A 24,819-nucleotide genomic window follows, 5' to 3' on the forward strand; every position below is an offset into this window, starting at 1 on the left:
GCACTTCAGGCGCCCGTCAGGGCGAAATCTCTTCCAACAGCCGTTTCTTGGTTTCGATCGCAAACAATGCCGTGACAATTGCCGTCACCAGCGCCACCGCTCCGAAGGCAAGGAACACGGCGTTCAATCCGCCGGCGATCATGAACCCGACCGTGGTCGGACCGACCATGGAGGCAAGCCGCAGCCACGCCGTGGCGGTGCCGACCCCGAGCGCGCGGACGCGCGTCGGATAGAGTTCCGGCGTATAGAGATAAACGCCCAGATTGATCGCGTTGACGAAGAAGTACGAGATCGTGATGTAGACCAGTACCTGCTCGGGCGATGGGTTTGCGATCTGCGACAAGATGATCAGCGCGCCGGCAGCGCCGGCAAAGCAGACCGCGAACAACGGCTTCCGGCCGACGCGATCGATGATGAACGCGGCAATGGCCGCACCGACCAGACCGAAGGCGGTCGTAATCAGGCCGTAGCGAAGCGCGACATCAAGCGGGAGTTTGAAGACGGTACGAAAAACCGTCGGCATCCAGATCGAAAGGCCATAGTTCACCAGATAGGCCGTGAACCAGATCAGCCATACGACAAGCGTGCGTCGCAGGTACACCGGCCCAAAGAGATCCGAGAGCGACGCCTTCTTTTCCGCCACACTGACGACAGGTTGGAGCGGCGGCAGCGGCTTGCCGGTCGCCTTTTCCGTCTCTCGTTCGATCTGCGCGATCGCGTCTTCGGCCTCGTTCAGACGCCCGGCGTTCGCCAGCCAGCGCGGCGACTCCGGCAGCACGCGGCGGAGGAACAACACCAAGATGGCCGGAATGGCGCCGACCAGGAACATATAATGCCATCCCAGCGTCGGAACGATCCAAAGTCCCAGCACGCTCGCCGCGACAATGCCGACCGGGAAGATCAACTCGTACAGCATAACGAAACGGCCGCGCACGTTCGTACGCGCCAGTTCGCTGATATAGACCGCCGCGATCGGCACTTCGCCGCCGAGGCCGAAACCCTGGATGACCCTGAATATGAGGAGCGACTCGTAGTTCCAGGCGAGAGCACAGACGAGGCTCATGATGGCGAAGGTCGCGATCGACCAGACCATGCCGGTCATGCGGCCATACTTCTCGGCGACCCAGCCGAAGAACAAGGCGCCAAGCAGTTGCCCGAGGAAGCCGGAGGAGATGAGAAGACCGATCTGCGGCGGCGTCAGCTTCCACATCGGCACGATGGCCGGTAGCACCGAAGCGATCGCGAGCGCATCGAACGCATCGAAGAACGTTGCGACACCGATGATGACACGCGTCTTGACGTGCCACCAGGACACTGGAAGTCGTTCGACGCGAGCGACGATCTCCTCCGCGCTGGCGGCGTGAGCGGTAACGGACATCACTTCCTCCCCGTTGTAAGCCAAATGCCGGTGTTCCGGTCATTGATCGATGGTCGCCGACGAACTTTCGCCGGCGCCGCAGGTCAAGGTAAAACTTCGCTCGCCTCAAAGCCGCGTGGCACGTGCCAGCGTCCGCAGCATGAGGGCAGCAGACACCGTATGGGCAGATGGCCCGGCGGCAGCTCGTCGAGCTGTTTACGTTCGATGCGCCGGGGCGCCTCGCTCTGCGCCGCGACGCGGGCGCGATGAACGTCGATCAGTTGCGCACGCTGACGCTTGGTCTCGGCCTCATCGATAGCGAGCGTTTCAGCATTGAGCACGACGCCATAATAATCGCGCGCGGCCGCGCGCGACACATAGCCTTGACGCACGTCGTGCTGCACGTCCGCCGGCGGTCGTTCGAGCGGAGAACCGAAGCCTCCACCGCCCCCCGAGCGCAGGACATAGGCATCGCCGGCTTTGACCTTGGCGCGGAAGACTTTGGCATTCGGCACGTCGTCGTGGACGACACCGTCACGTCGCAGCAGCATTTCGTTGCCCGTGCCTTCGAGCCCGCCCTCCAGGCCCCACGGCAGACACACGGCGCGTTCGATACTGGTGTTGACGTTGAAATCGGACAGCGCTTGTACGACCGTTTCGACACCGAGGCCGCCGCGGTACCGCCCCGGCCCGCCCGAGTCGGCGATCAGCGACAGGCTTTCCACCATCACCGGGTACTTGGCCTCGAACTGTTCGTTGGGACTGTTATGCGTGTCGCCGTCGTTGATGCAGACCGTGGCCGAAACGCCGTCCTCGCCCCGTTTGGCGCCCCAGCCGCCGCCGAGAGGTCCGAAGCTCGTGATGAAGAGCTTGCCGGTGTCCGGGTAGAACCCGTCGAGCAGAGCGACGCAGAGGTCGGCGTGGTGGCCGGCGATAACCTGATCGGGCACGGCCTTGGACAACGCCTTGAAGATCGTATCGACCACCGTCATTGGGAAGGTCATCCACCACCGCATCGGTGCTGGCCGCACGGCGCTGACGATGCTGCCCGGCGGTAGCACGACCTTGAGGTTGCGGAACGAGCCGTCGTTGACCGGATAGTCCGTCGGTGACGTCACGCATTTGAACGCCACCTGCGCGCAGGCGATACCGGTCGTCGGGCCCGAGTTGTAGAAACCGCGAACCTGCTTGGCGACATCAGTCAGATCGACCGTCATCTCATCGCCGGACACAATCACCTTGACGCGGATCGGAATGCGCTTGGCGACGTCCACCGCATCGTCGTCCATGAAGCTTTCGGCTTCATAGACGCCATCCGGAATGGCCTTCGTGCGCTCGCGCGCGGCCGCCTCCGCGTGGTTCATCAGCACCTTGATGCAGTCGAGAACATTGTCCTGACCGTAGCGATCGAGTAGCTCGATGAAGCGCCGCTCGCCGGTCTTGATCGCCGTCACCTGCGCCCGCAGATCGCCCATCGCGCGCTCCGGCAGGCGGACGTTCATGCGGATGATCTCGTGGATCTCCTGATTGACCACACCGGCGCGCGCGTACTTCACGATCGGTATCTGCAGCCCTTCGGAATAGATGTCGGTCGTGACGCCGCCCAAGGTGCCGCCGACGTCGGGCCAATGAGCCATGCAGCAGGAGAAGCCGACCAGCTTGCCTTCATGGAAAACCGGCACCGTGAACGTGAAGTGGTTGAGATGGCTGCCGGTCGTATAGGCGTCGTTGGTCAGCAGAATGTCGCCCGGCTCGAAGCCATCGGGCCCGAAATGGCGGATCTTGGCTTTGACCGTCTCCGACATGCCACGTATGAACATCGGCAAGCCAAGGCCGATCGACACCGTATCGCCGTCCTTGGTGAAGAGCCCAACCGTGAAGTCGAGCGCCTCATAGATGATCATGTTGTAGGCGGTGCGCATGAGGTTGACCTTCATCTCCTCGGTCACCGCCATCACGCCGTTGCGCACGATCTCGACGAGAACGGGATCGGCAGAGAGCTTGCGGTTGCTCATGCGCGCGCTCCTGAAATGGTAATATTGAGATTGCCGAGCGCGTCGACTTCGACACTGTCGCCGGGCAGCACGACCGTCGTCGAGGCATGCTCCTCGATCAGCGCAGGGCCTTGAATACGATTGCCGGCAAGCAACGCCGCACGCGCAAACGTCGGCGTGTCGACGAAACCGGCCTCCTGAAAGAAGGCCCTGCGCGTTCCGGTTTCGGCCTCCTTCGGCGGAGTCGCATCGCCAGCCGCGATGCGCTCCAGGCCCGGCTTCTCGACAATGCCGGTGATCGTGGTGCGCAGGCTCGCAATTTCGGCCGGCTCGTCCGGCGCGGAGGTCCCATAGCGTTGCGCGTGCACGGCGTCGAACAGATCCTTGATGGCCTTGCGGTCGCCCTTGCGGAAGTGGTCCTCCGGAATGTCCACAGTGACCGAGTGCTCCTGGCCGACATAACGCATGTCGAGCGCGCGCTGGACCGTCACCTCCCGTGGCGAAATCGCGGACGCCGCGATTGCCTTGCGTCCCTCCTCCTCCAATTCGCCGAACACCGTTTCGAACGCCGCGAAATCGACTTCCTCGAGCGTCAGGAACCAGGTTCGAACGAAGTCGTAGCGCAGATCCGAGAAAAGCATGCCAAAGGCGGAGAAGTGGCCGGGCGCGCGTGGGATGATGACACGGCGGATGCCGATTTCCCGCGCCACGGCCGTGGCGTGCAGCGGCCCGGCCCCGCCATAGGCGACCAACGCAAAGCTGCCGGCATCGAGCCCGCGCTCCGTCGTCACGCCTTTCACGGCGTAAGACATCTTGGTTGCGGCGATGCGGAGAATGCCATTGGCGGCGTCGGTCGGGCTGAGACCGAGGGGCTTCGCCACGCGCTCGTCCATCGCACGCTCCGCCGCGGCAACGTCGAGCTTCATCTCGCCACCGAGAAAGCGGTCGGCGCCGAGGCGGCCGAGCAGAAGATTGGCATCGGTGATGGTCGGCTCCGTGCCGCCACGGCCGTAGCAAGCAGGTCCCGGCTCCGCGCCGGCGCTTCGTGGCCCGACATGCAATGCGCCGCCATGCTCCACACGCGCGATCGAACCACCGCCGGTGCCCACTTCGAAGATATCGATGGTCGGCACCTGAATCGGCAATGCGCGATCGTAACTGCCGATCAGCGCGTGGCCGGTCGTCAGCGCGCGGCCGTTGAGGATGACGCCGGCTTTCGCCGTGGTGCCGCCCATGTCGAAAGCAATGGCATTATCCATGCCGAGGGCGTGACACAGCGCCTGCGTCCCGATGACGCCCGAAGCCGGCCCCGATTCCAGGATGCGGATGCACTCGTCCCGCGCCTTGTCGAGCTCGAATAGGCCGCCGGTCGACTGGACGACCAGGAACGTGCCCTTGAAACCCTCGCCTTTGATGCGCTCGCCGATTTCCGTCAAGTAGCGCTGCACCCGCGGCCCAACGAAGGCGTTGGCGACGATGGTCGAACAGCGTTCGAACTCGCGATACTCTTGGGAAAGCTCGTGCGACGCCGTTACGAAGACCTCGGGCAATAGCTTCTGCAGGATTTCCTTCGCGCGCAATTCATGCGCCGGATTGCGGTAGCAATGCAGGAACAGGATCGCGACCGCTTCGATCTTCTCGCGCTTGAGCACATCGGCAAGCGCGTGCAGCTCACCCTCGTCCAACGGCTTGCGGACGCGGCCATCCGCGAAGAGGCGCTCGGTCACCTCATAGCAATGCTCGCGTGGCACCAGCGGCACATGCTTCTGGAAAAACAGATTATACGCGTCGGGCCGATTGATGCGGCCGATCTCGTAGACGTCGCGGAAGCCGCGCGTCGTTACCAACGCCGTCTTGGCGCCGGTCCGCTCCAACATCGTGTTGATCGCAACGGTGGAACCGTGAAGAAACAGGCCCGCTTCCGAAAACTTCGTGCCGGCTTTGGTGACGCCGGCTTCGATGCCTTCGACCATCGCCCGCGGCGTCGACAGGCTCTTGCCAAGAAGAAGACGCTTATTGGTCTGATCGAACGCCGCAACGTCCGTAAAAGTACCGCCGATGTCGGCCGCAAGGCGCAAACTGGCGAGATCGGATCCTGACGAATGACTCGGCATCGACCGAAGCGCTCCCCGATATTTCCTCGTGCCGGACGTTGCCGGCGCTGTCTTTTGATGGTGCGCGTTGATTGTCGTACCATCTGCTCTCGTTCCTCATTGGCAAATTCTTTGTCCAATAGCAAATGGAGTCTTGGATGGCCGAGCAGCGTAAGGGGATTCAGTCGGTCGAGCACGGCGTCAAGCTATTGGAAACGCTAGTGGATTCGCGAAAGGCCCTGCCCTTGAAAATGCTCGCCGCCGCCGCCGGCATGTCGGCCAGCATGGCGCATCGCTATCTGACGAGCTTCATTCGGGCGGGACTCATCGAGCAGGACCCGGTCAGCGGCCATTATGACTTAGGGGGACTCGCGCTCAGGCTCGGCCTTGCCGCCCTGAATCGCACCGACTTGATGCAACTCGCGGACAACGAATGCCGACAGTTGGTCGAGCGGGTCGACATCGACGGCCACATCACGGTGTGGGGCACCTACGGCGTCACCACCGTGCGCTACTACAATCGTCACGCGCCCATTCTGTCGAACTTCCGGCTCGGAGACGTCCTGCCGCTGTGGGATTCAGCGGCCGGGCGCATATTCCTGACGCACCTCAACGAACGAATGACGCGCCCCATCCTCAAGGCCGAGATCGCCAAGTCCGAGGACAAGGCGCCATCGACCGCGGACGTCGAGGCCATCAGAAAATTCGTTCGTACCGAAGGCTACGCGTCGATCGACGGACAAGTCTTTCACAGCATTCGCGCCATTGCCGTGCCGGTGTTCGACGCACAAGGGCAACTGCAGGCCGCGATCTCGCTTGTCAGCAATCAGGCCTCTCTGGTGCAATTCCCGAATCCGGTGCTGGACGATCTGAAATCGACCGCGAACCGCGTTTCACAGCGGCTCGGTTGGGCGGCTTGAGCTGCGTCATATGTCGTGTGCGCGCGGCATCGACTTCACCCGAGCGCAGAACCATCTGCCGAGCTAAGCGCGGTAGCGGTTGCGATGAGCCGGGCCGCGTAGGCTCTTAGCATTTGACAGGCCGGCGTAGGGTGGGGCCGCTTGGTAGGCGCTTCGATTCAGGCCCGCTAATGGGTAACCTGCCTTCGCGTTGCGTTGTCTCAGGTTGTTTTGGAGCGATAAAACGCCCTGAGCGACTACCCACTAATACCTTGGACTATTCCGCGACCACGCGATTTTCGATGTGGCCGATACCGTCGATCTCGACCCGCATCACGTCGCCCGCCTGCACGAAACGTGGCGGATTCAACGCGACTCCGACGCCGCCCGGAGTTCCGGTCGCCAGAATGTCGCCAGGCTTCAAGGTCATCACCGTCGAGAGATAGGCGATCTGTTCGTAGATATTATGGATCATATCACCGGTGTTGCCGTGCTGGCGCTCCTCACCATTGACGTACATGCGCAGATCGAGCGCGTGCGGATCCTCGATCTCGTCGTCCAGCACCAGCCAAGGGCCGATGGGTCCGTGCGTGTCGAATGACTTGCCTAGCGTATGCGTTGGTGTCCTGAGCTGCCAATCCCGCGCCGAGACATCGTTCGCGACCATGTAGCCGCCAATCGCCGAGCGTGCATCCTCGACGGAAACGTGCCGGCATCTCCGACCGATGACGACTGCAAGTTCGGCTTCATAATCCAGCTTCTCCGAGACCTTCGGCTTGACGACGTCGTCGAACGGGCCGGTGATGCACGATACCTGTTTGTTAAACCACACTTGAAAGGGTGGGGTTGCGACCCCGGCTTTGGCCGCCTCGGCGGCGTGGTCGCGATAGTTCATGCCGATACCGAGATATTTCTCGGGATGCGGAACCGGCGGCAGCAGGCGCACATCCGCAAGCGAGATAGCGGCGGCGGCTTTGTCCTCCACACGATGAAAGGCCTCGAGCGCTGCGTCGCCGGCGGCGAGAAACTCGGTCACCGTGCCCGGCAACCGCGGCGCTACCGACGCGAGATCGACCACGTGGTCGCCGAACAGCTTGCCGAGGCCGGCGCGGCCATCATGCGAAAAATGGACTAGCGGCATCACGCATTCTCCATGTTGGCTCAGGCGACGCTCAGGAAGGCGTTGTGGCAGGTGCTCTGCTTCCAGCCAGCACCGCTGCGCACCCATGTCTGAGTCGCGATCGCCTTGATCTGATTCAGCTTGTCGACACCGCGCACCGATACGGTCTGCTCCAGCGGGCCGACCACCACCGCGACGTCCGCATAGACCCGTACGTTCAGGTCGCCGCGCTCGACGCGATGAAAGACGTATTTCGTCTCGACACCTTTCAGATAGCCGTCCTTGTCGTCCATCACGCCGTTGCCATGGACGTGGACCAGGTCGTCGGCCATCAATTCTCGCAGGGCCGCGACGTTGCCTGAGGTCAGGGCGGCGCAGCGGCGCTTCTCGAGCGCAAGAATTTCATCACGTGTCGTTGCAACGCTCATCGCTGCGAACTCCTCTCGCGGACATTCTTAGCTGATCAAAGGACGCGACGCTGCGTTTAGGGCGCGGGCAGCCCGATGTCCGGCAGCTTGCCGGATGCCGGCAGGTATTCGCCGCCACGCATCGCCTTGTGCAGGGTGTCGAAATCGGCGCCGCCCTTGAAGGCGTCGAACACCTTCGCCGGATCGAAGAAGGTGCCGATCGGATTGTGCGCGAAGTCCGGCGAGGTGCGCATCCATTCGGAGGAGCGCTTCCAGTCGGAGAAGCAGTCGCACTGCAATTCGACGAAATTGCCTTCCGGATCGCGGTAATAGAGCGAAATCGTCAGACCGTGATCGAGGGAGAAGGCCGGTTCGACGCCTTCCTTTCGCATCCGGTCAAAGGAATTCATCAGATCGGCAAAGCTGTCGTACTCGAAGGCGCAATGGTGCATGCCGTTGTGAAAGGTCTTATGCGGATCGTCCTGCAGACCAGGCACGGCCAGGAAGGCGATGCGATGGTTGGCCTCGTCGTTGGAGGTCCACGCCGCCGTGTCGTCCTTGAAGTTGACCTGAGCGCCGGTCACCAGCGCGTACCAGGCGATCATCTCGTTCAACCGCGTGGTCTTCAGCGTCACATGGTGGAGCTTGGGCTTGATCATTTGCTCTCCCCTTATGTCTTTGTCTTTTCTGCTTTTCCAATAGCGCCACCGCTGATACCGTAAAGATGGCGAAACAGCGATCGTGATAGCTACGTGCTATCGCAGGACGGCAGCGGGGGGCCGACGATGAAGCTTCATCACTTGCGCGCTGTCGTCGCCATTGCGGAGCAAGGCAGCCTGCGCGGCGCCGCTCGTCACCTTCGCATCGCCCAGCCGACGCTGACACGTGGCCTGTCCGAGCTCGAACGCGAACTGGGCGCGCCCCTGTTCGAGCGGCGGCCCAAGGGCATGATCGCGACGCAGCTCGGTGCCGTGTTCGTCCGGCGCGCAACGGCGATCCTCAACGATGTGCGCAAGGCGCAGGAAGAGTTCGCCCAGATGCGCGGCGATGCCGTCGGCACAGTCGCGATCGGCCTCTCCAGCGTCGGCCACATCCTGTTCCTGCCGAAAGTTCTGCGGCCCTTCCGGCGCAAGTTTCCCAAAGTCCGGCTGCACGTCCTGGAGAGCTATTACCCGACGATCGAGCGCAGCCTGCAGGACGGCAGCGTCGATCTCTACGTCGGGCCGGATCCAGGCCTGACATTGCCACTGACGCTGCAAAAGGAATTGCTGTTCGCCGGCCGCCGGGCAGTGCTGTGCCGGATCGGGCATCCACTGGCGCAGGCGACCTCGCTCAAGGAGCTCGTCAACGCGGAGTGGGTCACGACCTCGATCACGCCCAAGGCGGAGAACGAGTTGGGCGAGCTGTTCCAGCTACACGCGCTGCCGCCCCCCCTGCTTGCCTTGCGCAGCCAGTCGTCGCTGACCTTGCTCACCTGCCTCGCGAATTCGGATCTGCTGGCGATGGTGCCGGCGCAATGGGTGGATTCGCCCTTCGCCGACCGCGTCCTGACGGCGATCCCGGTCAGGGAGGAGTTGCGCGCGCCGCCGATCATTGTCGTCAAGCGCTCGGACGTGCCTTTGGCGCCGGCGGCGGCATTCCTGCTCGATCTGGTGAGGCGCAGCGCGGGCCATCTTGCGCCGCAGAAAGCCACGGTCAGGGCCAACGCAACGCCGGCCGGGCGGCCGCGCAGCGCGGGGCGCCGGGCGATAGCCTAACGGCATCACCAAGTCCTGTTTGATATCTTTTTGTGTTCCCCTCTCCGCTTTACTGTTGGCCGCAACAAAGAAAACGAGCGTGAGGGAGAAACATGTCGGCCCCTGCCCCCAGACCATTGCCCTGACGTTGCGGTGCCGACGCCCGTTGGCATCGGCGCATGCGACGCCCGATCGGACCGTGTCGGCGGATTGACGACTGGCACCCTCACCCTCCAGCGGCAGAGCGGCCGCTTTCAAAGCAAGAGTCTTGAACGAAGCGATGAGCACGCTTGCGACCTCGACGGATGTTCTCATTGTCGGAGCCGGCCCGGCCGGCCTCGCCCTGGCCACCGAGCTCATCATGCGCGGCGTCTCGGTGCAGGTCATCGAGCAGAACGATCGCGTCGGCGTTCAGCCACGCGCCAAAACCACCAACGTTCGCACCATGGAGCACATGCGCCGCTGGGGTCTCGCCGAGCGCGTGCGCCGTTCCTCGCCGGTGGATGATTCCGTGCCGCGTCGGGTTCGCTTCGCGACCTCACTTTTTGGCGGCGACATCAAGGTGTTTGACAACGCTTTGAGCTTCGAGCGGCGGCGCGACGAACGCTTTTCCGAAAACGGCGAATGGGTTCCTCAATACATCACCGAACGGGTGTTGCTGGATCACGTCTCGGCAAATCCGCTGGCCACTGTCAGGTTTCGCTGCAAGCTCACCGACTTCAAGGCGGACGGCGACGGCATCCGTGCCCGGGTCCACGATGCGAACGCCAACCAGACGATCGAACTGAGCGCTCGCTACCTGGTGGGGGCGGATGGCGCACGCAGCACGGTGCGTGACGCCCTGGGCTTCAGGATGGAAGGCGATGCGTCGATCGCGTCTTTCGTCACGCTGATCTTGAAAATCCCAGGTCTGCTCCGCGATCCCGATTTGAAGCAAGCAATCATGCATTGGCTGGTCGATCCGGCTGGCCCCTGCATCATGGGTCAGATGGACCGCGACGACACCTGGTTCTGGGGCCCGACGCCGCGGCCGGGGGTGAAGATCGACGACGCCTGGCTCAATGACCAGATCAGACATTCCCTCGGCGGACGCTACGACTTCTCCATCCTGGCGCGCGATAGCTGGACGGCACACAAGCTGCTCGCCAACCGCTATCGGCACGGGAACGTCTTCCTGATCGGCGACGCCTGCCATCTACACTCCCCATTCGGCGGCCATGGCATGAATCTCGGCGTCGGCGACAGCGTCGATCTCGGCTGGAAGCTGGCGGCCACCCTGCAAGGCTGGGGCGGCCCGGAATTGCTCGAGAGCTACGAACTCGAACGTCGGCCGGTGCATCGCAGGGTGCTGAATTCCTCGACCGAGAACATGGCCTCCCTCAGCGATCAATTCGCCGCGCCCGAGCTGAAGGAAGACAGCGCTCGCGGGCAAGAGGCGCGTGCACGCGCTGCCGCCGCGATCGACAAACAGAAGACCCCTGAGTTCCGTTCGCTCGGCCTCGTCCTGGGCTATCGCTACGTGGACTCGCCGATCGTCGTACGCGAGGAAGGTGCGCCGCCGGCCGAGAGCGTTACCGAATATCGTCCTTGCGCCTATCCCGGTACCTTGGCGCCGCATAGCTGGCTTCCCGACGGTCGTTCGCTCTACGATCTGTTCGGAAGCGGTTTCACGTTGCTGGCGCTGCGCGACATGACGGCAGAGGAAAGAGCATCCGTACAACACTTGGCGACGCGTCAGAATGTGCCGCTCGCGCTCGCATCCGTCGCCGATGAGCGCTTGCACGGCCTATACGAGGCGCCATTCGCACTGATACGGCCGGACCAGCATGTCGCCTGGCGCGGCAAGCGGCTCGATGCGCTGGACGCAATCCTTACGATGGCGCGAGGACACCGACCGTTGAACTGATCGAATGGACGTCGCGATCCGAAACACAAAAAACGGACGCAACAAAGAAAACCACGGGGAGAAAACGGTGATCACACGCAGACTTTTGCTCGCCGCCACCGCGGCGACCGTCGCTTCGCCGGCTGTGCTGCGGGCGGCGCCCACCAAACTTAAACTGTCGCATTACCTGCCGCCACAGCATCAAAGCCATTTGGAATTCCAACGGTGGGCCGACGAACTACGCCAGAAGACCGGCGGTCAGCTCGATATCGAGGTTTATCCCGCAGGCCAGATGGGACCGCCGCCGCGGCAGTTCGATTTGGCCCGCACCGGCGTGGCCGACCTCTCCTTCGTCTATACCGCGCTGAGCCCAGGTCGTTTTCCACTGACGGACTTGCTCGGCGCGCCATTCCTCTTCACCGATTCCAACCGGCGTCCGATCACCACCGCCCAGGCCTCTCTGATCACGACGAATTTGCGCGACCGCGTCGCGCACGAATATGCCGGCACGGAAGTGCTCTATTTCGTCGTTTCGACCGCGCTGGGTCTCTTCATGCGCGACAAGTTCGTCAAATCGCCCGATGACCTTAAGGGCCTTCGTATCAGGCCAACCAGCGCCACCGCGGCGTCACATCTGCAGGCATGGGGCGCGTCGCCGACCACAATCGGACCGACCGAGTTGGCGGACGCCCTCTCCAAGGGCGTCGTCGACGGTGCCATCTTCAACTTCGAAGGCGGCAAGGTCTTCCAGCTGCAACAGGCGGTCAAGCGTGTAAGTCTGATCGCGGATTCCGTTGGCATCTTTTGCCTGGTAATGAACTCGCAAGCGATGAAGAGCTTGCCGAAAGAGATGCAGCAGGCGATCGCGGAGACCACGGGCCCCGCCGCGGGTCAGCGCGTCGGTGGCCTCTACGATTCGAGCGAAGCCGCCGGACGCAAGGTGTTCGAACAATCCGGCGTTGAGATCTCCCAGATCGACGGCGACGCCGCGATGGCTTTCGAACAGAAGACCAAGACCATCACCGACCAGCAGATCGCGGCACTCGAGGCGAAGGGGATCAAGGCAACCCAATTGCTGGACGAGATTCGCGGCCAGGTTGCCAAGGCCTGACATGCGGTTCTTGGACGTGCTTGGCACTCTCGCTCGCATCTTCACGATGCTGGGCGCCGTTGCGCTTGCCGTGATGATGATCTGCACGACCTATGATGTGATCGCGCGGGCCGCTTTTGGGCAGCCTCTGCATGGCGTCGTTGATATCACGGAGATCATGGTGCTCGGCGTCGCCTTGCTCGGCCTCCCGGAGGTCTGCTTGCGCGACGAGCAGATCCGCGTCGACATCCTGGACGACCTCGTTCCTGCCACGCTTCTAAAAGGCCTTAAGCTGTTGGGCGTCACCGCCACGATCACTTTCCTCGCTCTGTTGCTGGCGAACATCGTGCGGCCAATGCTCGATGCCTATCGCTTCGGCGACATTAAGGCCGATACCGGCTTTCCGGTTTACTTGTCTTTCGCGCTGATATTCATCTGTCTGCTCGCCGCCGCGCTGACGACCTTGACGGGCCTGGCGCGGCTTGTCGGCGCCAATCGGAGTGAGCGGCCATGAGCCCTCTTGCCGTCGGCATCGCGGGCATCGTCGCGTTGGTGCTGCTGATCCTCATTCGAATTCCAGTTGCCGTTGCGCTCGGTCTCGTCGGCTTCCTCGGCTATGCGGCCATCGAGGGATGGACCCGGGCAAACCTCATGATCGGCGGCGTTCCGATCGAATTCGCGTCGATGTATACCTTGTCCGTCGTGCCTTTGTTCACGCTGATGGGCTCCATCGCCGCGAGCGCCGGCCTGTCGGCCGATCTGTTCCGCGCCAGCCGCGTGATGTTCCGCCACGTGCCCGGCTCGCTGTCCATCGCGTCGATCTTCGCGTCCGCCTTGTTCGGCGCGGTGTGCGGCTCTTCGGTCGCGACAGCGCTGACAATGAGCCGGGTCTCGATCCCGGAAATGCTGCGCGCGGGCTATCCACCGCAACTGGCGGCCGGCGCGGTGGCCGCTGGCGGCACGCTCGGCATCCTCATCCCGCCATCCCTGATCCTGATGATCTACGCGATCATCGCCCAACAGTCGGTGGCGAAGCTCTTTGCTGCGGCGCTCATTCCCGGGCTGATCCTCACCGGCTTCTACTGCGTCACCGCCATTTCTTATTATCGCGTGCTGACCCGGCCTACACCGGAGCCGACGCTGGAGGAGAAACCGGAGCGGCTGCACACCGCTTTGCTACGGATCTGGCACGTCATCGCGCTGTTCGCGCTGACGCTCGGCGGCATCTATTTCGGCTGGTTCACGCCGACGGAAGCGGCAGCGATCGGCGCCTTTGGCGCGCTTGGCCTGAGCGCCATTTTGCGCCGCCAGAACCTGGCGCAGTCGTTCGGCTGCTTCGTCGAAACGGTGCGGCTCGTTTCAAGCTTGGTTTTCATCGTCATCGCGTCAGCGATCTTCTCGTATTTCATCGTCCAGACCGGCATATCGAACCAGCTCGTGGGCTCGGTGAAGGCCGTCGGTTTCGGCCCTATCGGCATCATCGTCGCGGTCTGCATTCTCTACATCGTGATGGGCGCGTTCCTCGAGGGGATCGGCATGCTGCTGGTGACCGTGCCGATCACGCTGCCGCTCGTCCTGTCCTTCGGCTACGACCCCATCTGGTTCGGCGTGCTGCTGGTGATCCTGGTCGAGATTGGCCTTATTCATCCACCGATGGGCATGAACCTGTTCGCGATCAACGCGGTCACCAAAGACATCAACATCTTCGACATTTACAAGGGCTCGGCGCCGTTCCTGATCGCGCCGATCGTCCTGATCGTGCTGATGGTCGCCTACCCCCAGCTTGTCATGTGGCTGCCGAGCCAGATCAACTAGCCCACTTGGATTTTGACCTGGGATTAGAACTGCGCGCGCCTGGAGCCGATTAGGTCCAACAGCTGTCGAAGGCAGCCTCGAGGCATGAGGCGATATAGCACGGTGGGGGGTACCTCACGGCCGCTGCGGATTATCTGCCGACATAGCTGTGCGCTGGCCTTAAAGCCAAGGATCGAGCGCATTGAGGTGCAATTCGAACGTACGTAATAATTGACGCTCTTTAAGGTCATCCGAAACACGTCAACGGGACATTTGGGGCGGTCTCTGGGCCTGCCACAAAGGCTGCCCGTTAGAGATGGTCATCGACGTACTGCCGGAAATAAATGGTGAGCCCCGCAGGGCGCCAACCTTATGACGGCGGGTCGCGCCAACGAACTTCCCCACCGGGCATTCGGCGATTGCGGGCACCGACACGCCGGCTATCGGGCGCATCGTGCAGGTCGAATGCAGTAATCCATCCACTTCCTGTTGTTCGATCGCCGCGCCATGGAACAGCACCACTGGCCGATGACATCTGCATGTTATTGCAGCTCCTCAACCCTAGGCGCGCGGCGCAAGTTCGTTTGGAACCTTGCTTCATTGTGACACGATCCCGAACCATCACGTCTCTCTTCCGACACGATTGCGCACATACGCCTGCAAGTCACAGCTTCAGCAGCGCGCGAGCATTACCACCAAGAATCTTTGATTTATCCGGCACTGAAAGCCGACTCGACGTCATCCATGCGACGGCAGGCAAACTCTCTGGCACAAAAGGCCAATCAACCGCGAACAGGATTCGATCAGTACCAAGTTCGGCAATGCAACAGTCAAGCGCCGGGGTTGAAAAGAACCCGCTCGTCGTAACCCAAAAATTATTGCAGAAAATATCCCGAAAGCTGATGGATTTTTGCCCTGGCCGCGACAAGGCCTGGTCGATCCTCCAGAGTTGAAAAGGAAGCGATTCGCCAAGATGACCGAGAATAATCTTCAGGCGCGGATGACGTTCGAAAACACCCGATAACACGAGCCTGACCGCCTGTGTACCCGCTTCCACAGTATAACCCCACGCGGGCCGGGCGATCATCGGGAAGTCGACAGCATAATCCTTATAGTACGCTTCGGAGACCGCCGGATGCGGGTGAGACGGGTGAAGATAAATTGGAACGTCAAGCGCCTCAGCGCGCGCGTAAATTGGCCAAAATTTCTTCAAGTCGAGAAACTCGCCGTTCGATAGTCCGTGCAACATCGCTCCCTTGAACCCGAGTTCAACACAACGTTGCAATTCGTCCGCAGCGGCTTCTGGTAGGGCGGTCGGCAGGGCTGCAAAGGCCGCAAACCTATCGGGCCTTGAAGCCACTGCGGTGGCGAGCCGGTCGTTCACGCGTTGGACCAGCGGAACCGCTATGTCCGCTGCCAGTTTTTGTGCGGATGGCGCCCCGTGCGACAAGACCTGCATCTGTATGTTGGCACGATCCATGTCCTTTATACGGTCACCCTCGAAATCATGCAGGCGCCGTTCGATTTCATCGGCCCGCTTTCCCTCCGCGCCAGCAAAATAGGCCGAAAGCTCAGGGTCCCAATAATGCTCTTCGACTGCGATGATCGCATGTTCTGCGTTGCTCATATTGAGATCATTTCTCACGGAGTTGCGGGATGCCTGTCATCGTAGATCACAATGGAATCTGAATCGAGTTAGTGTCTGTGCAGAGCAGGAGCCCGCCAGCTAAGTGTTTCAAGAACCGTGCGCGCTCCTTGATATCCAGCCGGACCCATTCGGGTTGCGCGGCCGCCACGGCTCCAATCTTTATTGCGCTCGACGGCACGACCTCGAGGAAATTGTACGACCCTCTCCTCAGTCGCCGGGCCTGCGGAATCGATCCAGTCTCCACTGCCAAATCGAAACAAGATCTTCTCCAATGAGCATAAGGCCAATCATCTCCCGGCTCACTCGCATCCTCCAATTTTCTTATATCTTGACTATTCGCATGCCGCTCTCTGCTAGCATTCTCGCATCATGGTAATCTTGGAGCAATCAATCGACTTGAGTTTTTTGAGGCCTCCATACCGATGTTCAAAATGTAGCAGGCAGGATTATTCCTCAGCCGCGAGTGGAAATAGCTCAGAAGAAAACGCTGTTGCTAGACGAACCACGTAGCAGAGGATTTTCCGCGATCCTTTATGGACGCAATGCTCAACGCGCCATCACGGAAGCGATGGCGCTCGATTTCGACGTAAGCGTCGGCGCGAACATCGCAATCCTGCCGCAGCACTTTAACCCGACCGAGAATCGTGATTGTCGATATGTCCCAGGCGCCATGCCCATAACATGCCCCCGTCGTTTTTGCAGGGTGCCGATGATGCAACGCTGCTCATTATGCGACGGGACGGATGTGTTTTCGGCGCTACACGGGCGATGCCTGAGGCCCCCGCTCGCTTTGCCGTGAATGCCACACGTGGGTTGAAAATATCAACGCTGAGTCCAGCCTAAAAGGCTCGCCTAAGAAAGAAGAATGTCGGGAGCCGATGGAAAGCTGAGGATCTGCACTACGTCGCTTTGAAACGCGGCATCGCTGTAAGAAAAACAATCGGAGGAAACTATGATACGTCGACGCTTTAACCCATGCGCACCGGGGCGCGCAGCGCTTCTAACCGCACTCGCTCTCGTCGTGACGGGATTGGTATCTAGCGCCCGTGCCCAATCATACCCGAACAGGCCGATCACAATTGTTGTTGGCTATGCGCCGGGCGGACTCATGGACACGGTCTCGCGATTGTTTGGCGAACGGCTTTCAGCGAAACTGGGGCAAGCTGTCGTCGTCGAAAACCGAGGTGGCGCTAATGGCAATATCGCCAATCGGCGAGTCGCGAGTGCCGACCCGGACGGGTACACGATCCTCGGCGCGACACCCACATTGGCAGTGAATGAAACTATCTATGCGCGCCGTGGCTACACGGCCGACCAGTTCAAAGCTGTGGCAATCGTCGCTGCGTCGCCGGAAATGATCTCAACTCATCCCAGCAACGCGAAAACTCTTAAAGAGATGCTGGATACGGCACGATCCACCTCTATCCAATTCGGCACAGCTGGCACCGGCAGCATGTCGCACATTGCGATCCAATATTTCTTTGAGAAGCTCGCAAACATACGGACGACTCACATCCCCTTTCAGGGCGGCGCGCCGGCAGTTAGCGCTGCTTTAGGTAACCAAATTCCACTCGTGGCGGCCCCACCGGCCTCTGGAGCAGCCTCCTTTGTCAGGTCTGGCAGTCTCCGCGGTCTCGCCATTGCAAGTGAGAAGCGCCTCTCAATTTTGCCGGATGTTCCGACTTTCGCCGAGCTAGGATATCCTAATTTTACATCCTTAGTCTGGGCCGGCTTCTTCGTGCCTGCCAAAACGCCCGGAGAGATAACGACAAAATTGAGTGAAGCAATCGGTCAGATCCTGAATGATCCGTCAGTCACCGATAAGCTCCAGCAGATGGGATTCGAGCCGACTTTTCTCGATCAGAAAGCCTCCGAAAAACTCTTTAGATCAGATATCATTAAATGGAAAAGCATGATTGAGGCGATCGGGCTAAGGGTCGAATGATCTGCGGAACACGCATTCCTATACATAGGACGCGCGTTAGAGATGATCATCAACGTCCTGAAAACGGTGGTGGGCCCGGCAGGACTCGAACCTGCAACCAGACCGTTATGAGCGGTCGGCTCTAACCATTGAGCTACAGGCCCAGCCGGAGCCTTTTATCAAGCCGGCGGGGTATCGGGCAAATCGAACCGCCGCAGTTCACAGTCGCAGCAGCCGCTGGGCGTTGCCGCTCAGGATCTTGGCCTTGTCCGCGTCCGAGAGCGGCACGGTCTGCATCCAGTCGACCCCCAGCGGATTCATCACGAAAGGCCAATCGACCGCGAACAGGATGTGGTCGACCCCCATCTCCATCACGCAGCACAGCAACGCCGGGTTGGAGAAGAAGCCGCTGGTCGTGACATAGAAATTCTTACAGAAGATGTCGCGGAAATTCAGCGGCTTCTGGCCCGGGCGCTTGAGCGAGTGATCGATGCGCCATAGCAGGAAAGGCAGCGTCTCGCCGAAGTGGCCGAGGATGATCTTCAAATTGGGGTGCGCGTCGAACACGCCCGAGAGCACGAGACGAATGGCCTGCGTCGCAGTTTCCACCGTGAAACCCCAGGCCGGGCGCACCACCAACGGGAAATCCTTGGCGTAGTCCTGATAATACGCCTCGCTCACGCGGGGATCCGGCAAGGAAGGATGGAAGTAGATCGGCACGTCGAGCTTCTCGGCGCGCGCGAAGATCGGCCAGAACTTCTTGTTGTCGAGGAATTCGCCGTTGGCGAGCCCGTGGATCATGGCTCCCTTGAAGCCGTGGGTCGTGACCGTGCGCTCGAGTTCGTCCGCCGCCGCCTGCGGATCGGCGGTCGGGAGAGCGGCAAACGCCGCGAAGCGCTTCGGATTTGCCGCGCAGACCTTTGCCAGCCGATCATTGACGTGCGCGGTGAGCTCGGCGGCGATATCGAGCGGCAGCTTCTGCGCCGCGGGCGCGCCGTGCGACAGCACCTGCATATCGACGCCGGCCTCGTCCATTTCCTTCAGGCGCAGTGCGCCAAGGTCGTAAAGCCGTTCGTCCGTCTCGTTGCCGCGGGCCGCTTCGATCCCCAGAAAATGCTTCGCCAGCTCCGGGTCCCAATAATGCTCCTCGATGGCAATGATCGGACAATTAGGCTTCTTGTTCACAAGGCACCCCCGCTTACGCCACGCGATTCCTAGCAAGCATGACATCGGCTGTCATCGGTTCGGCCGCGTGGCGCCGCGCCGCCCTGGTATGACACCCACCGGATCGGCCAAACGATGACTGTTGCGGCTGTTGAACAAACGCCGACTCAGTTATGCACAGGCGGATGCTGCCATTTTTTCGGATCCTGCCTGTTGGCGGCGTATTTCTCGCCATTCTTGTTCTGGTCCTGGCGCTCAAGGCGCCGGGCGATCGTACTTTGCCGCCCGTGTCCCTGACCGCAAGCGGCGCGCAAGCCACCAGCAACGACGATCCGCAGTGGCGACAGGTTGCGATCAAGGCGGCGCTGCAACGTGCGAACGAGCTTCTGCGGTTGCGCGACTTGCCGGACACGCCGCCGCGAAGCGAGCCGCCCGTAATCGAGCCCGAACCTCAGGTCCAGGAGACGGCACCCGCGGTCGAGGAGCCCAAAGTCGCGGCCCTGCCGATGGCCCGGCCCGACGCCGATCCCGACCCGGACAGCGTCACCAATTCGATCGACGACACACCGGCTGCGACGATCCCCGTCGAGATCGGCGCCGCGTCATCGTTCGAACTGCCCGTGGTCCTGCCGGAGGAGCGGCCGGCGATCATCCGCACACCGGAGCGGAGCAAGCCCGCCAATGAAAGCCGCCGTAAGAAGAGATCGCGGGTGGCGCGGCCGAAGGCACCTAAGACACCTCCGCAACCGGTCCCGGTGCAACGGGCGCCACAGGTCGGCCTGTTCGAAGAATTGTTCAACACCCCCCGCCCCACCACGGGCGTGCCGCAGAACATGATCCTTAATCAGAAACCTGCGCATCGCGCCGACGCCGCCCACTAGGACGGCGAGCGATCACTCAGCTCAATAGTGGTCGAGCCGGCCACTATAGAGGCTGGACGACGAGGCGACGCTTTCGCCGTGCATCTTGGCCTCCCGTAACCTCTTGACCGCGCTGGCGGCCTTGCCGCGCGCCGCCTTGGGTGGAGCGCTTTCGGGATCGGCCATGGCCATGGACCCGTTGCCGTCGAAAACGGCCTTGAAGTCATCGGCGGATTTCGCGGTCTGCCGTGGGGCACCACCCTGACGCTTTGCCGCGTAGTAGTACCCCGCCGCATAATAATGCACGGCGCGACCATGATTGCCGCCAGCGACACGATAGGCGCCGGCGAGATACTTCACGGCGTAAGTCATGTTGGTGTCGGCGTCGAGCAGACCGGCGGCGGTACCGCGGTAACCAAGGCCACGCGCGGTGGCGAGCTTGATCTGCATGAGACCGAAATTGCCTCTGCTGACCACGCGCGGATTGCCGCCGCTTTCGCGCTTGATCACGCGGCGCACGAGCTCCTCGGGCACATTATTGGCAGCGGCATGCTTCGCGATGAGAGCATCGAGACTGCTGCCGTTCGAATTGCCATTAGCGTCCAAAACAGCGGCGCGGCGGTCCTGTGCCGAAGCGGACGACACGGCGGCGACGGCGAGCAAGGACGTGGCAATGCAAAGGCTGCGAATCATGTCGTCTCCAGAATTGTTGGGGGATGGCGGTTTTTCGCGTCCAACCCTGGCAACTTTGTGACGCAACCGCGGCGGTAGCCTGCGGTTCCATCACGAATTGAAACAGTGCAGAAAGGGAACTTTTGCGCGCGAAGCGGGCGCAAAGGCAAGGCCGGCCGCCTGGATATCGAAAATAACCTTGATGCAGGTCAAGTTTTCAGAGCCGAACGGCCCCTACACAGGCAGCGACACAAAAAGGGGGAGTCGCGATGCCAACCGATGTCGCCATCGTCGTCGCTGCAATCGTGGTTGCGTTTGGGGTTTTCGCTGTCGCCCTGGCCTGGGCGGATTATTATACGCGGGGCGCTCGCCACCCCCAGGCCGGCGAATAGAAATAGCTGAGGAATACGAAGCGCTTAAGCGCCTCAAGGAGGGTCGAAGTGGCCGGGTCAACACCCCGGCCATTTCACTTCGCGGGTGCGGTCGGATTAACCGCTCACCAGTCGGCGAACGGATACTGCTGATGCGCGATACGCGCGCGGGCCTGCGCTTCGTTGAACACGTCCAACAGGGTCGAAACGAAAGCAATCACACGCCCAAAGCCGGGCAGCGGCACCGACATAGGTTCTGCGTGGATCGGGAGCGACGACATCTCTTCTTCTCCAGTGCGGGCGCGAAGCCCGCGATCAAAGCCTTACCAGCGCGGCGAATTCGCGAGGAACCGGCGCTCGATTTCACGCTCCGATTCGTCGGTGAACTTGCCACCGGTGTCGGCGAGGTAGGTCGCAATCTCACGCTCAGCCTGACGCATACGCGCAGCCATCAGAGCGTCGAGAACGCGGGCGAGGAAACCACGACGCGGCGCCGAAGGAGCAATTCCCTCGGGGAAAGCCAAGTCGCGCGGGGCAACGGATGTGTAGGCCATCGTTCTGATCCTTTCGTGGAGCCGGCGGGTTCCCCGCCGACGCCTTCTGTTGCACTGCAATATACGCGGTTTTTCGCAGTGCAGTAGCTGCGGCGCAGCATATGCGATATGCGCATATCTCATGGGGCACCCAAACCCGGCCACCATCGAGAAATTCCCCGTTTTTCGGCTCCATTCGGCGCCGGTTCAGGCCAGCCGCGACCTAAGGGTTAAGATTTGATGACCTTTCAGCCGAAATTATCCCTGCTACGGCCGGACCGGATCCGCCTAAACGCATAGCTCGATGCACGGATTTCGCTGCTTTTCGATGCATAAATTATTGGCGCTTCTATCGAAGGCACCCAAATCTGGGTGTGAGGTGACCCATGGATCGACGGACATCGCAGCGCTCTCCCCTTCGCCAGCCGCTGCTGCGGCTGTTGGCGGTAAATCTGTCTATTGGCGTTTGCATCGCCTCCCTCATGCTGGGCGGCCTGCTGACGCTGAATCCGGCCGGCTTACGTGACCTGATCCTCGCCGATCGCGCCCCGGGGGCTGCCTTCGGTCTCCTCTTGTTTGGATTCCTGATTACGTTTGGAAGCGCTGCGATGGGCACCGCGATCATGGCGCTCGGGCACAAACCGTCCGATGAGCCGCGCGGCGGCAAACCACGACCGATACCTGCGCCGGCGCGCGTGCGCTGACCCGGACGCGGTTGGCAAAAGCGGCCGTTCTTCCTATATACGGACGAGACAAACCCCCGCGCCGGCGCGGGGGTTTTCACTTTTGTACGAGGACGCCAATGGCCAAAAAGCCGGGGACCAACCCTAAAAACGAATTCGTGTTCTTCGACGTGGTGTACGAGGACGGCTCGCAGCGCTCGAACCGGCGCGTGCCGGCCGAGCTGCTCGAAGGGCTGGAGAAGGATGAGCCCGCGCGCGGCTTCATCATCGAACAGGACCGCGAAATCGCCGAGAAATCCGGCCGCCCGCCGCTGGCCATCAAGAGCCTCAGCCGCAGCGGCGCCAAGAAGAAGTAACGCCTAACCCGCCACCCGCGCATCTCGGTATCGTTGCGCGCGGCCAGTTGGCACGACGGCGAACGCCGTCCATAATGACGCATGAGATGGGGCTTTCGGAGGACCGTGGGGATGGTCCGCCAAGCGAAAGGCCATAGCCATGCGGTGCCTGCTCGTCATCTCGTTAGCCCTTCTGCCCGTTCTCCTGCCGCCGGCTGCACGCGCGCAGCAGCGCGACATTGCCGGTAGCCGCGATTACCCCGGCATCGGCCGCTTCGCCGGCAGCGTCATCACCGGTTATCAGACCAAGGATTTCGACGCGACGCGCCTGCAAGCCGCACCGTTCAAGGACGGCAAAGCGAGCGATCAACGCCGGCCCGAAGGTCAGGTGACGCGCATCGCCTATCGCACGCCGCCGGGCCGCTCGATCATCGAAGTCGCCCGCAACTTCGAGAGCCAATTGGCGAAGGCCGGCTTCGAAACGCTGGTCGCCTGCAACACCGATGACTGCGGCGGCATTCCCTTTACCGAAGCGCTCGATGCCCTGCCTTTGCCGGCGATGTGGATCGACGGCTTCGATTATCGTTACTACGCCGGACGCAAGTCCGACGGCGCGCAAGAAACCTACGCCACCGTCCTGGTGAGCAAGAACAACGACGAGATCTACACGCAGCTCGTGATCACGCGCGTCGGCGACATGGCGAACAAGATGGTCGACGCCGCCGCCATGGCCAAAGGGCTGGGCGAGAAGGGCCATATCGCAATCTACGGCATCCACTTCGACACCGACAAAGCCATCATCAAGTCGGAGAGCGCGCCGACGCTCGCCGAGATGGCCAAACTCCTGAACGGTCAGCCGGAGCTCAAGGTCTTCATCGTCGGACACACCGATAGCCAAGGCGCGTTCGATCACAACATGACGCTGTCGCGCTTGCGCGCCGAAGCGGTGGCGGCCGCGCTGACGACGTCGCACAAGATCGCGCGCGGCCGGCTTTATACAGCCGGCGTCGGCTATCTCGCGCCAGTCGGCTCCAATGCGACGGACGACGGCCGCGCGCTCAACAGGCGCGTCGAGCTGGTGGTGCCATAAAGCGTCGCGCGCCGCCCTTGCCCGAAGCGCACGAGCGCGTATCGTGCGCTTCGCATGGACACACTCGCCGCTCTCTTCCGCGCCGTCGGTGCGCCGCTCTCGATCGAGACGATCACGCTCGATGCGCCGAAGCCGACGGAGCTTCTGGTGCGCATCGCCGCCGTCGGCCTCTGCCGCACCGATCTGCATGTCATGCGCGGCGAACGACGTGTCGCGATGAGTCCTATGACCCTCGGTCATGAAGCCGCGGGCGTGGTCGAAGCGATCGGCGCCGACGTGACCGGCGTCGCCGTCGGCGATCATGTCGTGCTCACCTTCATTCCGGGCTGCGGCCGCTGCCGCTGGTGCAGCAAGGGCCTGCACCATCTCTGCGCCGAGGGCCCGCGCATCACGCAAGGGGGGCAGCTGGACGGCACGTATTGTCGGCACGATCGGCTCGGTCGGGACGTCGGGGCTTTCTGCATGATCGGCGGCTTCGCCGAGCGCACCGTCGTCGACCAGGCCTCGGCCATCGTCATCGACAAGGACATCCCGCTCGACCTCGCCGCGCTCGTCGCCTGCGGCGTACCGGCCGGCGTCGGCGCCGCGCGCGTGCGCGCCAAGGTCAAGCCGGGCGACAGCGTGCTCGTCGTCGGCTGCGGCGGCGACGGCATGAACGTCGTGCAAGGCGCCCGCCTCTGCGGCGCCGCCACCATCATCGCCGCCGACATCAACCCAACGAAAACCGAACTCGCCCGCACCTTCGGCGCCACACACGGCGTCACCGAGCACGGCGAGGCGCTGACCCGCGCCGTGCTGGCGCTGACCGGCGGCATCGGCGTCGATCACGCCTTCGTCTGCATCGATCCGCCCGCCACTTTGCTGCCCGCCTTCCGCGCCACGGCGAAGGCCGGCAACGTCGTCGTCACCGCCATCACGCCCGATACGGTGAAACAGATCGACGTGCCGCCGCTCGAACTGTTCGCGACGCAGAAGGCGATCATGGGCGCGGTGTACGGCTTCACGAGCCCGCGCCTGCAGATCCCCGAGCTGCTGCGGCTCTACCGCAGCGGCGACCTCAAGCTGCGCGAGCTCATCACGCAGACCTACAGCCTCGAAGACATCAACCGCGGCTACGACGACCTCGAGGCCGGCAAGAACCTGCGCGGCGTCGTGGTGTTTTAG

The 24,819-nt window shown here is 62.0% G+C and carries 23 protein-coding genes and 1 tRNA gene; 12 read left to right on the forward strand and 12 right to left on the reverse strand.

The features are described 5' to 3' along the window. Positions 1 to 16: 16 nt before the first annotated feature. The 3 genes from DW352_RS13300 to DW352_RS13310 all read right to left on the reverse strand — a co-directional run bounded on the left by DW352_RS13300 (position 17) and on the right by DW352_RS13310 (position 5,465). Positions 17 to 1,378: an MFS transporter gene (locus tag DW352_RS13300; protein ID WP_115691777.1), complete on the reverse strand. Its 1,362-nt coding sequence runs from the start codon at positions 1,376 to 1,378 to the stop codon at positions 17 to 19. 83 nt (positions 1,379 to 1,461) lie between these two features. Beyond that, positions 1,462 to 3,372: a hydantoinase B/oxoprolinase family protein gene (locus tag DW352_RS13305; RefSeq protein WP_115691778.1), complete on the reverse strand. Its 1,911-nt coding sequence runs from the start codon at positions 3,370 to 3,372 to the stop codon at positions 1,462 to 1,464. Continuing rightward, the gene (locus DW352_RS13310) at positions 3,369 to 5,465 is read right to left on the reverse strand and encodes a hydantoinase/oxoprolinase family protein (protein WP_115691779.1); all 2,097 of its coding nucleotides are present in this window, start codon (positions 5,463 to 5,465) and stop codon (positions 3,369 to 3,371) included. Before DW352_RS13310 ends, DW352_RS13305 begins: the two co-directional genes overlap by 4 nt. 137 nt (positions 5,466 to 5,602) lie before the next feature. Between DW352_RS13310 and DW352_RS13315 the strand changes: the two genes are divergently transcribed. Next, positions 5,603 to 6,364 carry an IclR family transcriptional regulator gene (locus tag DW352_RS13315; RefSeq protein ID WP_162826940.1) on the forward strand — a complete coding sequence of 254 codons (762 nt, stop codon included), beginning with the start codon at positions 5,603 to 5,605 and terminating at the stop codon, positions 6,362 to 6,364. 256 nt (positions 6,365 to 6,620) lie between these two features. Here DW352_RS13315 and DW352_RS13320 read toward each other — a convergent pair whose 3' ends face one another. The 3 genes from DW352_RS13320 to DW352_RS13330 are packed head-to-tail and all read right to left on the reverse strand — an operon-like array spanning position 6,621 to position 8,529. Further along, positions 6,621 to 7,571, reverse strand: coding sequence for a fumarylacetoacetate hydrolase family protein (locus DW352_RS13320; protein ID WP_245434438.1), 951 nt, complete (start codon positions 7,569 to 7,571; stop codon positions 6,621 to 6,623). Further along, positions 7,505 to 7,891, reverse strand: a complete 387-nt coding sequence (locus DW352_RS13325) for a nuclear transport factor 2 family protein (protein ID WP_115691782.1) — start codon at positions 7,889 to 7,891, stop codon at positions 7,505 to 7,507. Before DW352_RS13325 ends, DW352_RS13320 begins: the two co-directional genes overlap by 67 nt. 56 nt (positions 7,892 to 7,947) lie before the next feature. Beyond that, the gene (locus tag DW352_RS13330; protein WP_115691783.1) at positions 7,948 to 8,529 is read right to left on the reverse strand and encodes a VOC family protein; all 582 of its coding nucleotides are present in this window, start codon (positions 8,527 to 8,529) and stop codon (positions 7,948 to 7,950) included. A gap of 126 nt (positions 8,530 to 8,655) precedes the next feature. On the opposite strand from DW352_RS13330, the gene DW352_RS13335 reads away from it, so the two are divergent. From DW352_RS13335 to DW352_RS13355, 5 genes are all read left to right on the forward strand, one after another. Then, positions 8,656 to 9,627, forward strand: a complete 972-nt coding sequence (locus tag DW352_RS13335; protein WP_115691784.1) for a LysR substrate-binding domain-containing protein — start codon at positions 8,656 to 8,658, stop codon at positions 9,625 to 9,627. Between the two features lie 247 nt (positions 9,628 to 9,874). Continuing rightward, positions 9,875 to 11,512, forward strand: a complete 1,638-nt coding sequence (locus tag DW352_RS13340; protein WP_115691785.1) for an FAD-dependent monooxygenase — start codon at positions 9,875 to 9,877, stop codon at positions 11,510 to 11,512. 67 nt (positions 11,513 to 11,579) lie between these two features. Continuing rightward, the gene (locus DW352_RS13345; protein ID WP_162826941.1) at positions 11,580 to 12,602 is read left to right on the forward strand and encodes a TRAP transporter substrate-binding protein; all 1,023 of its coding nucleotides are present in this window, start codon (positions 11,580 to 11,582) and stop codon (positions 12,600 to 12,602) included. 1 nt (position 12,603) lies between these two features. Continuing rightward, positions 12,604 to 13,095 (forward strand): TRAP transporter small permease, encoded by a 492-nt coding sequence (locus DW352_RS13350; protein ID WP_115691787.1) that lies wholly within the window; start codon positions 12,604 to 12,606, stop codon positions 13,093 to 13,095. Continuing rightward, the gene (locus DW352_RS13355; protein WP_115691788.1) at positions 13,092 to 14,396 is read left to right on the forward strand and encodes a TRAP transporter large permease; all 1,305 of its coding nucleotides are present in this window, start codon (positions 13,092 to 13,094) and stop codon (positions 14,394 to 14,396) included. The genes DW352_RS13350 and DW352_RS13355 overlap by 4 nt, the downstream gene beginning before the upstream one ends. Before the next feature lie 643 nt (positions 14,397 to 15,039). On the opposite strand, the gene DW352_RS13360 is transcribed toward DW352_RS13355, so the two are convergent. Further along, positions 15,040 to 16,002: an amidohydrolase family protein gene (locus DW352_RS13360; protein ID WP_115691789.1), complete on the reverse strand. Its 963-nt coding sequence runs from the start codon at positions 16,000 to 16,002 to the stop codon at positions 15,040 to 15,042. A gap of 1,129 nt (positions 16,003 to 17,131) precedes the next feature. Here DW352_RS13360 and DW352_RS13365 point away from each other — a divergent pair. Then, positions 17,132 to 17,968 carry a tripartite tricarboxylate transporter substrate binding protein gene (locus DW352_RS13365; RefSeq protein ID WP_162826942.1) on the forward strand — a complete coding sequence of 279 codons (837 nt, stop codon included), beginning with the start codon at positions 17,132 to 17,134 and terminating at the stop codon, positions 17,966 to 17,968. A gap of 67 nt (positions 17,969 to 18,035) precedes the next feature. Here the strand turns inward: DW352_RS13365 and DW352_RS13370 are convergent. Together DW352_RS13370 and DW352_RS13375 are read right to left on the reverse strand one after the other, a co-directional pair. After that, positions 18,036 to 18,111, reverse strand: a tRNA-Ile gene (locus DW352_RS13370). Positions 18,112 to 18,166: 55 nt separating this feature from the next. Beyond that, on the reverse strand, positions 18,167 to 19,132 hold the full coding sequence (locus DW352_RS13375; RefSeq protein ID WP_162826943.1) for an amidohydrolase family protein: 966 nt from the start codon (positions 19,130 to 19,132) through the stop codon (positions 18,167 to 18,169). Positions 19,133 to 19,296: 164 nt separating this feature from the next. On the opposite strand from DW352_RS13375, the gene DW352_RS13380 reads away from it, so the two are divergent. Next, positions 19,297 to 19,992 carry a hypothetical protein gene (locus tag DW352_RS13380; RefSeq protein ID WP_115691792.1) on the forward strand — a complete coding sequence of 232 codons (696 nt, stop codon included), beginning with the start codon at positions 19,297 to 19,299 and terminating at the stop codon, positions 19,990 to 19,992. A gap of 21 nt (positions 19,993 to 20,013) precedes the next feature. Here DW352_RS13380 and DW352_RS13385 read toward each other — a convergent pair whose 3' ends face one another. The 3 genes from DW352_RS13385 to DW352_RS26795 all read right to left on the reverse strand — a co-directional run bounded on the left by DW352_RS13385 (position 20,014) and on the right by DW352_RS26795 (position 21,568). Continuing rightward, positions 20,014 to 20,664: a lytic transglycosylase domain-containing protein gene (locus DW352_RS13385; protein WP_115691793.1), complete on the reverse strand. Its 651-nt coding sequence runs from the start codon at positions 20,662 to 20,664 to the stop codon at positions 20,014 to 20,016. Between the two features lie 475 nt (positions 20,665 to 21,139). Further along, positions 21,140 to 21,295, reverse strand: coding sequence for a hypothetical protein (locus DW352_RS26790; protein ID WP_162826944.1), 156 nt, complete (start codon positions 21,293 to 21,295; stop codon positions 21,140 to 21,142). A gap of 42 nt (positions 21,296 to 21,337) precedes the next feature. Next, positions 21,338 to 21,568 carry a hypothetical protein gene (locus tag DW352_RS26795; protein ID WP_162826945.1) on the reverse strand — a complete coding sequence of 77 codons (231 nt, stop codon included), beginning with the start codon at positions 21,566 to 21,568 and terminating at the stop codon, positions 21,338 to 21,340. A gap of 365 nt (positions 21,569 to 21,933) precedes the next feature. On the opposite strand from DW352_RS26795, the gene DW352_RS13390 reads away from it, so the two are divergent. The 4 genes from DW352_RS13390 to DW352_RS13405 all read left to right on the forward strand — a co-directional run bounded on the left by DW352_RS13390 (position 21,934) and on the right by DW352_RS13405 (position 24,819). Then, the gene (locus DW352_RS13390) at positions 21,934 to 22,251 is read left to right on the forward strand and encodes a hypothetical protein (RefSeq protein ID WP_115691794.1); all 318 of its coding nucleotides are present in this window, start codon (positions 21,934 to 21,936) and stop codon (positions 22,249 to 22,251) included. Positions 22,252 to 22,349: 98 nt separating this feature from the next. Then, a complete protein-coding gene (locus tag DW352_RS13395; RefSeq protein ID WP_115691795.1) occupies positions 22,350 to 22,586 on the forward strand; it encodes a hypothetical protein in 237 nt (78 codons plus the stop codon). Between the two features lie 139 nt (positions 22,587 to 22,725). Next, the gene (locus tag DW352_RS13400) at positions 22,726 to 23,655 is read left to right on the forward strand and encodes an OmpA family protein (protein ID WP_115691796.1); all 930 of its coding nucleotides are present in this window, start codon (positions 22,726 to 22,728) and stop codon (positions 23,653 to 23,655) included. A gap of 54 nt (positions 23,656 to 23,709) precedes the next feature. Continuing rightward, positions 23,710 to 24,819: a Zn-dependent alcohol dehydrogenase gene (locus DW352_RS13405; protein WP_115691797.1), complete on the forward strand. Its 1,110-nt coding sequence runs from the start codon at positions 23,710 to 23,712 to the stop codon at positions 24,817 to 24,819.

The sequence above is a fragment of the Pseudolabrys taiwanensis genome (assembly GCF_003367395.1).
GTDB lineage: Bacteria > Pseudomonadota > Alphaproteobacteria > Rhizobiales > Xanthobacteraceae > Pseudolabrys > Pseudolabrys taiwanensis.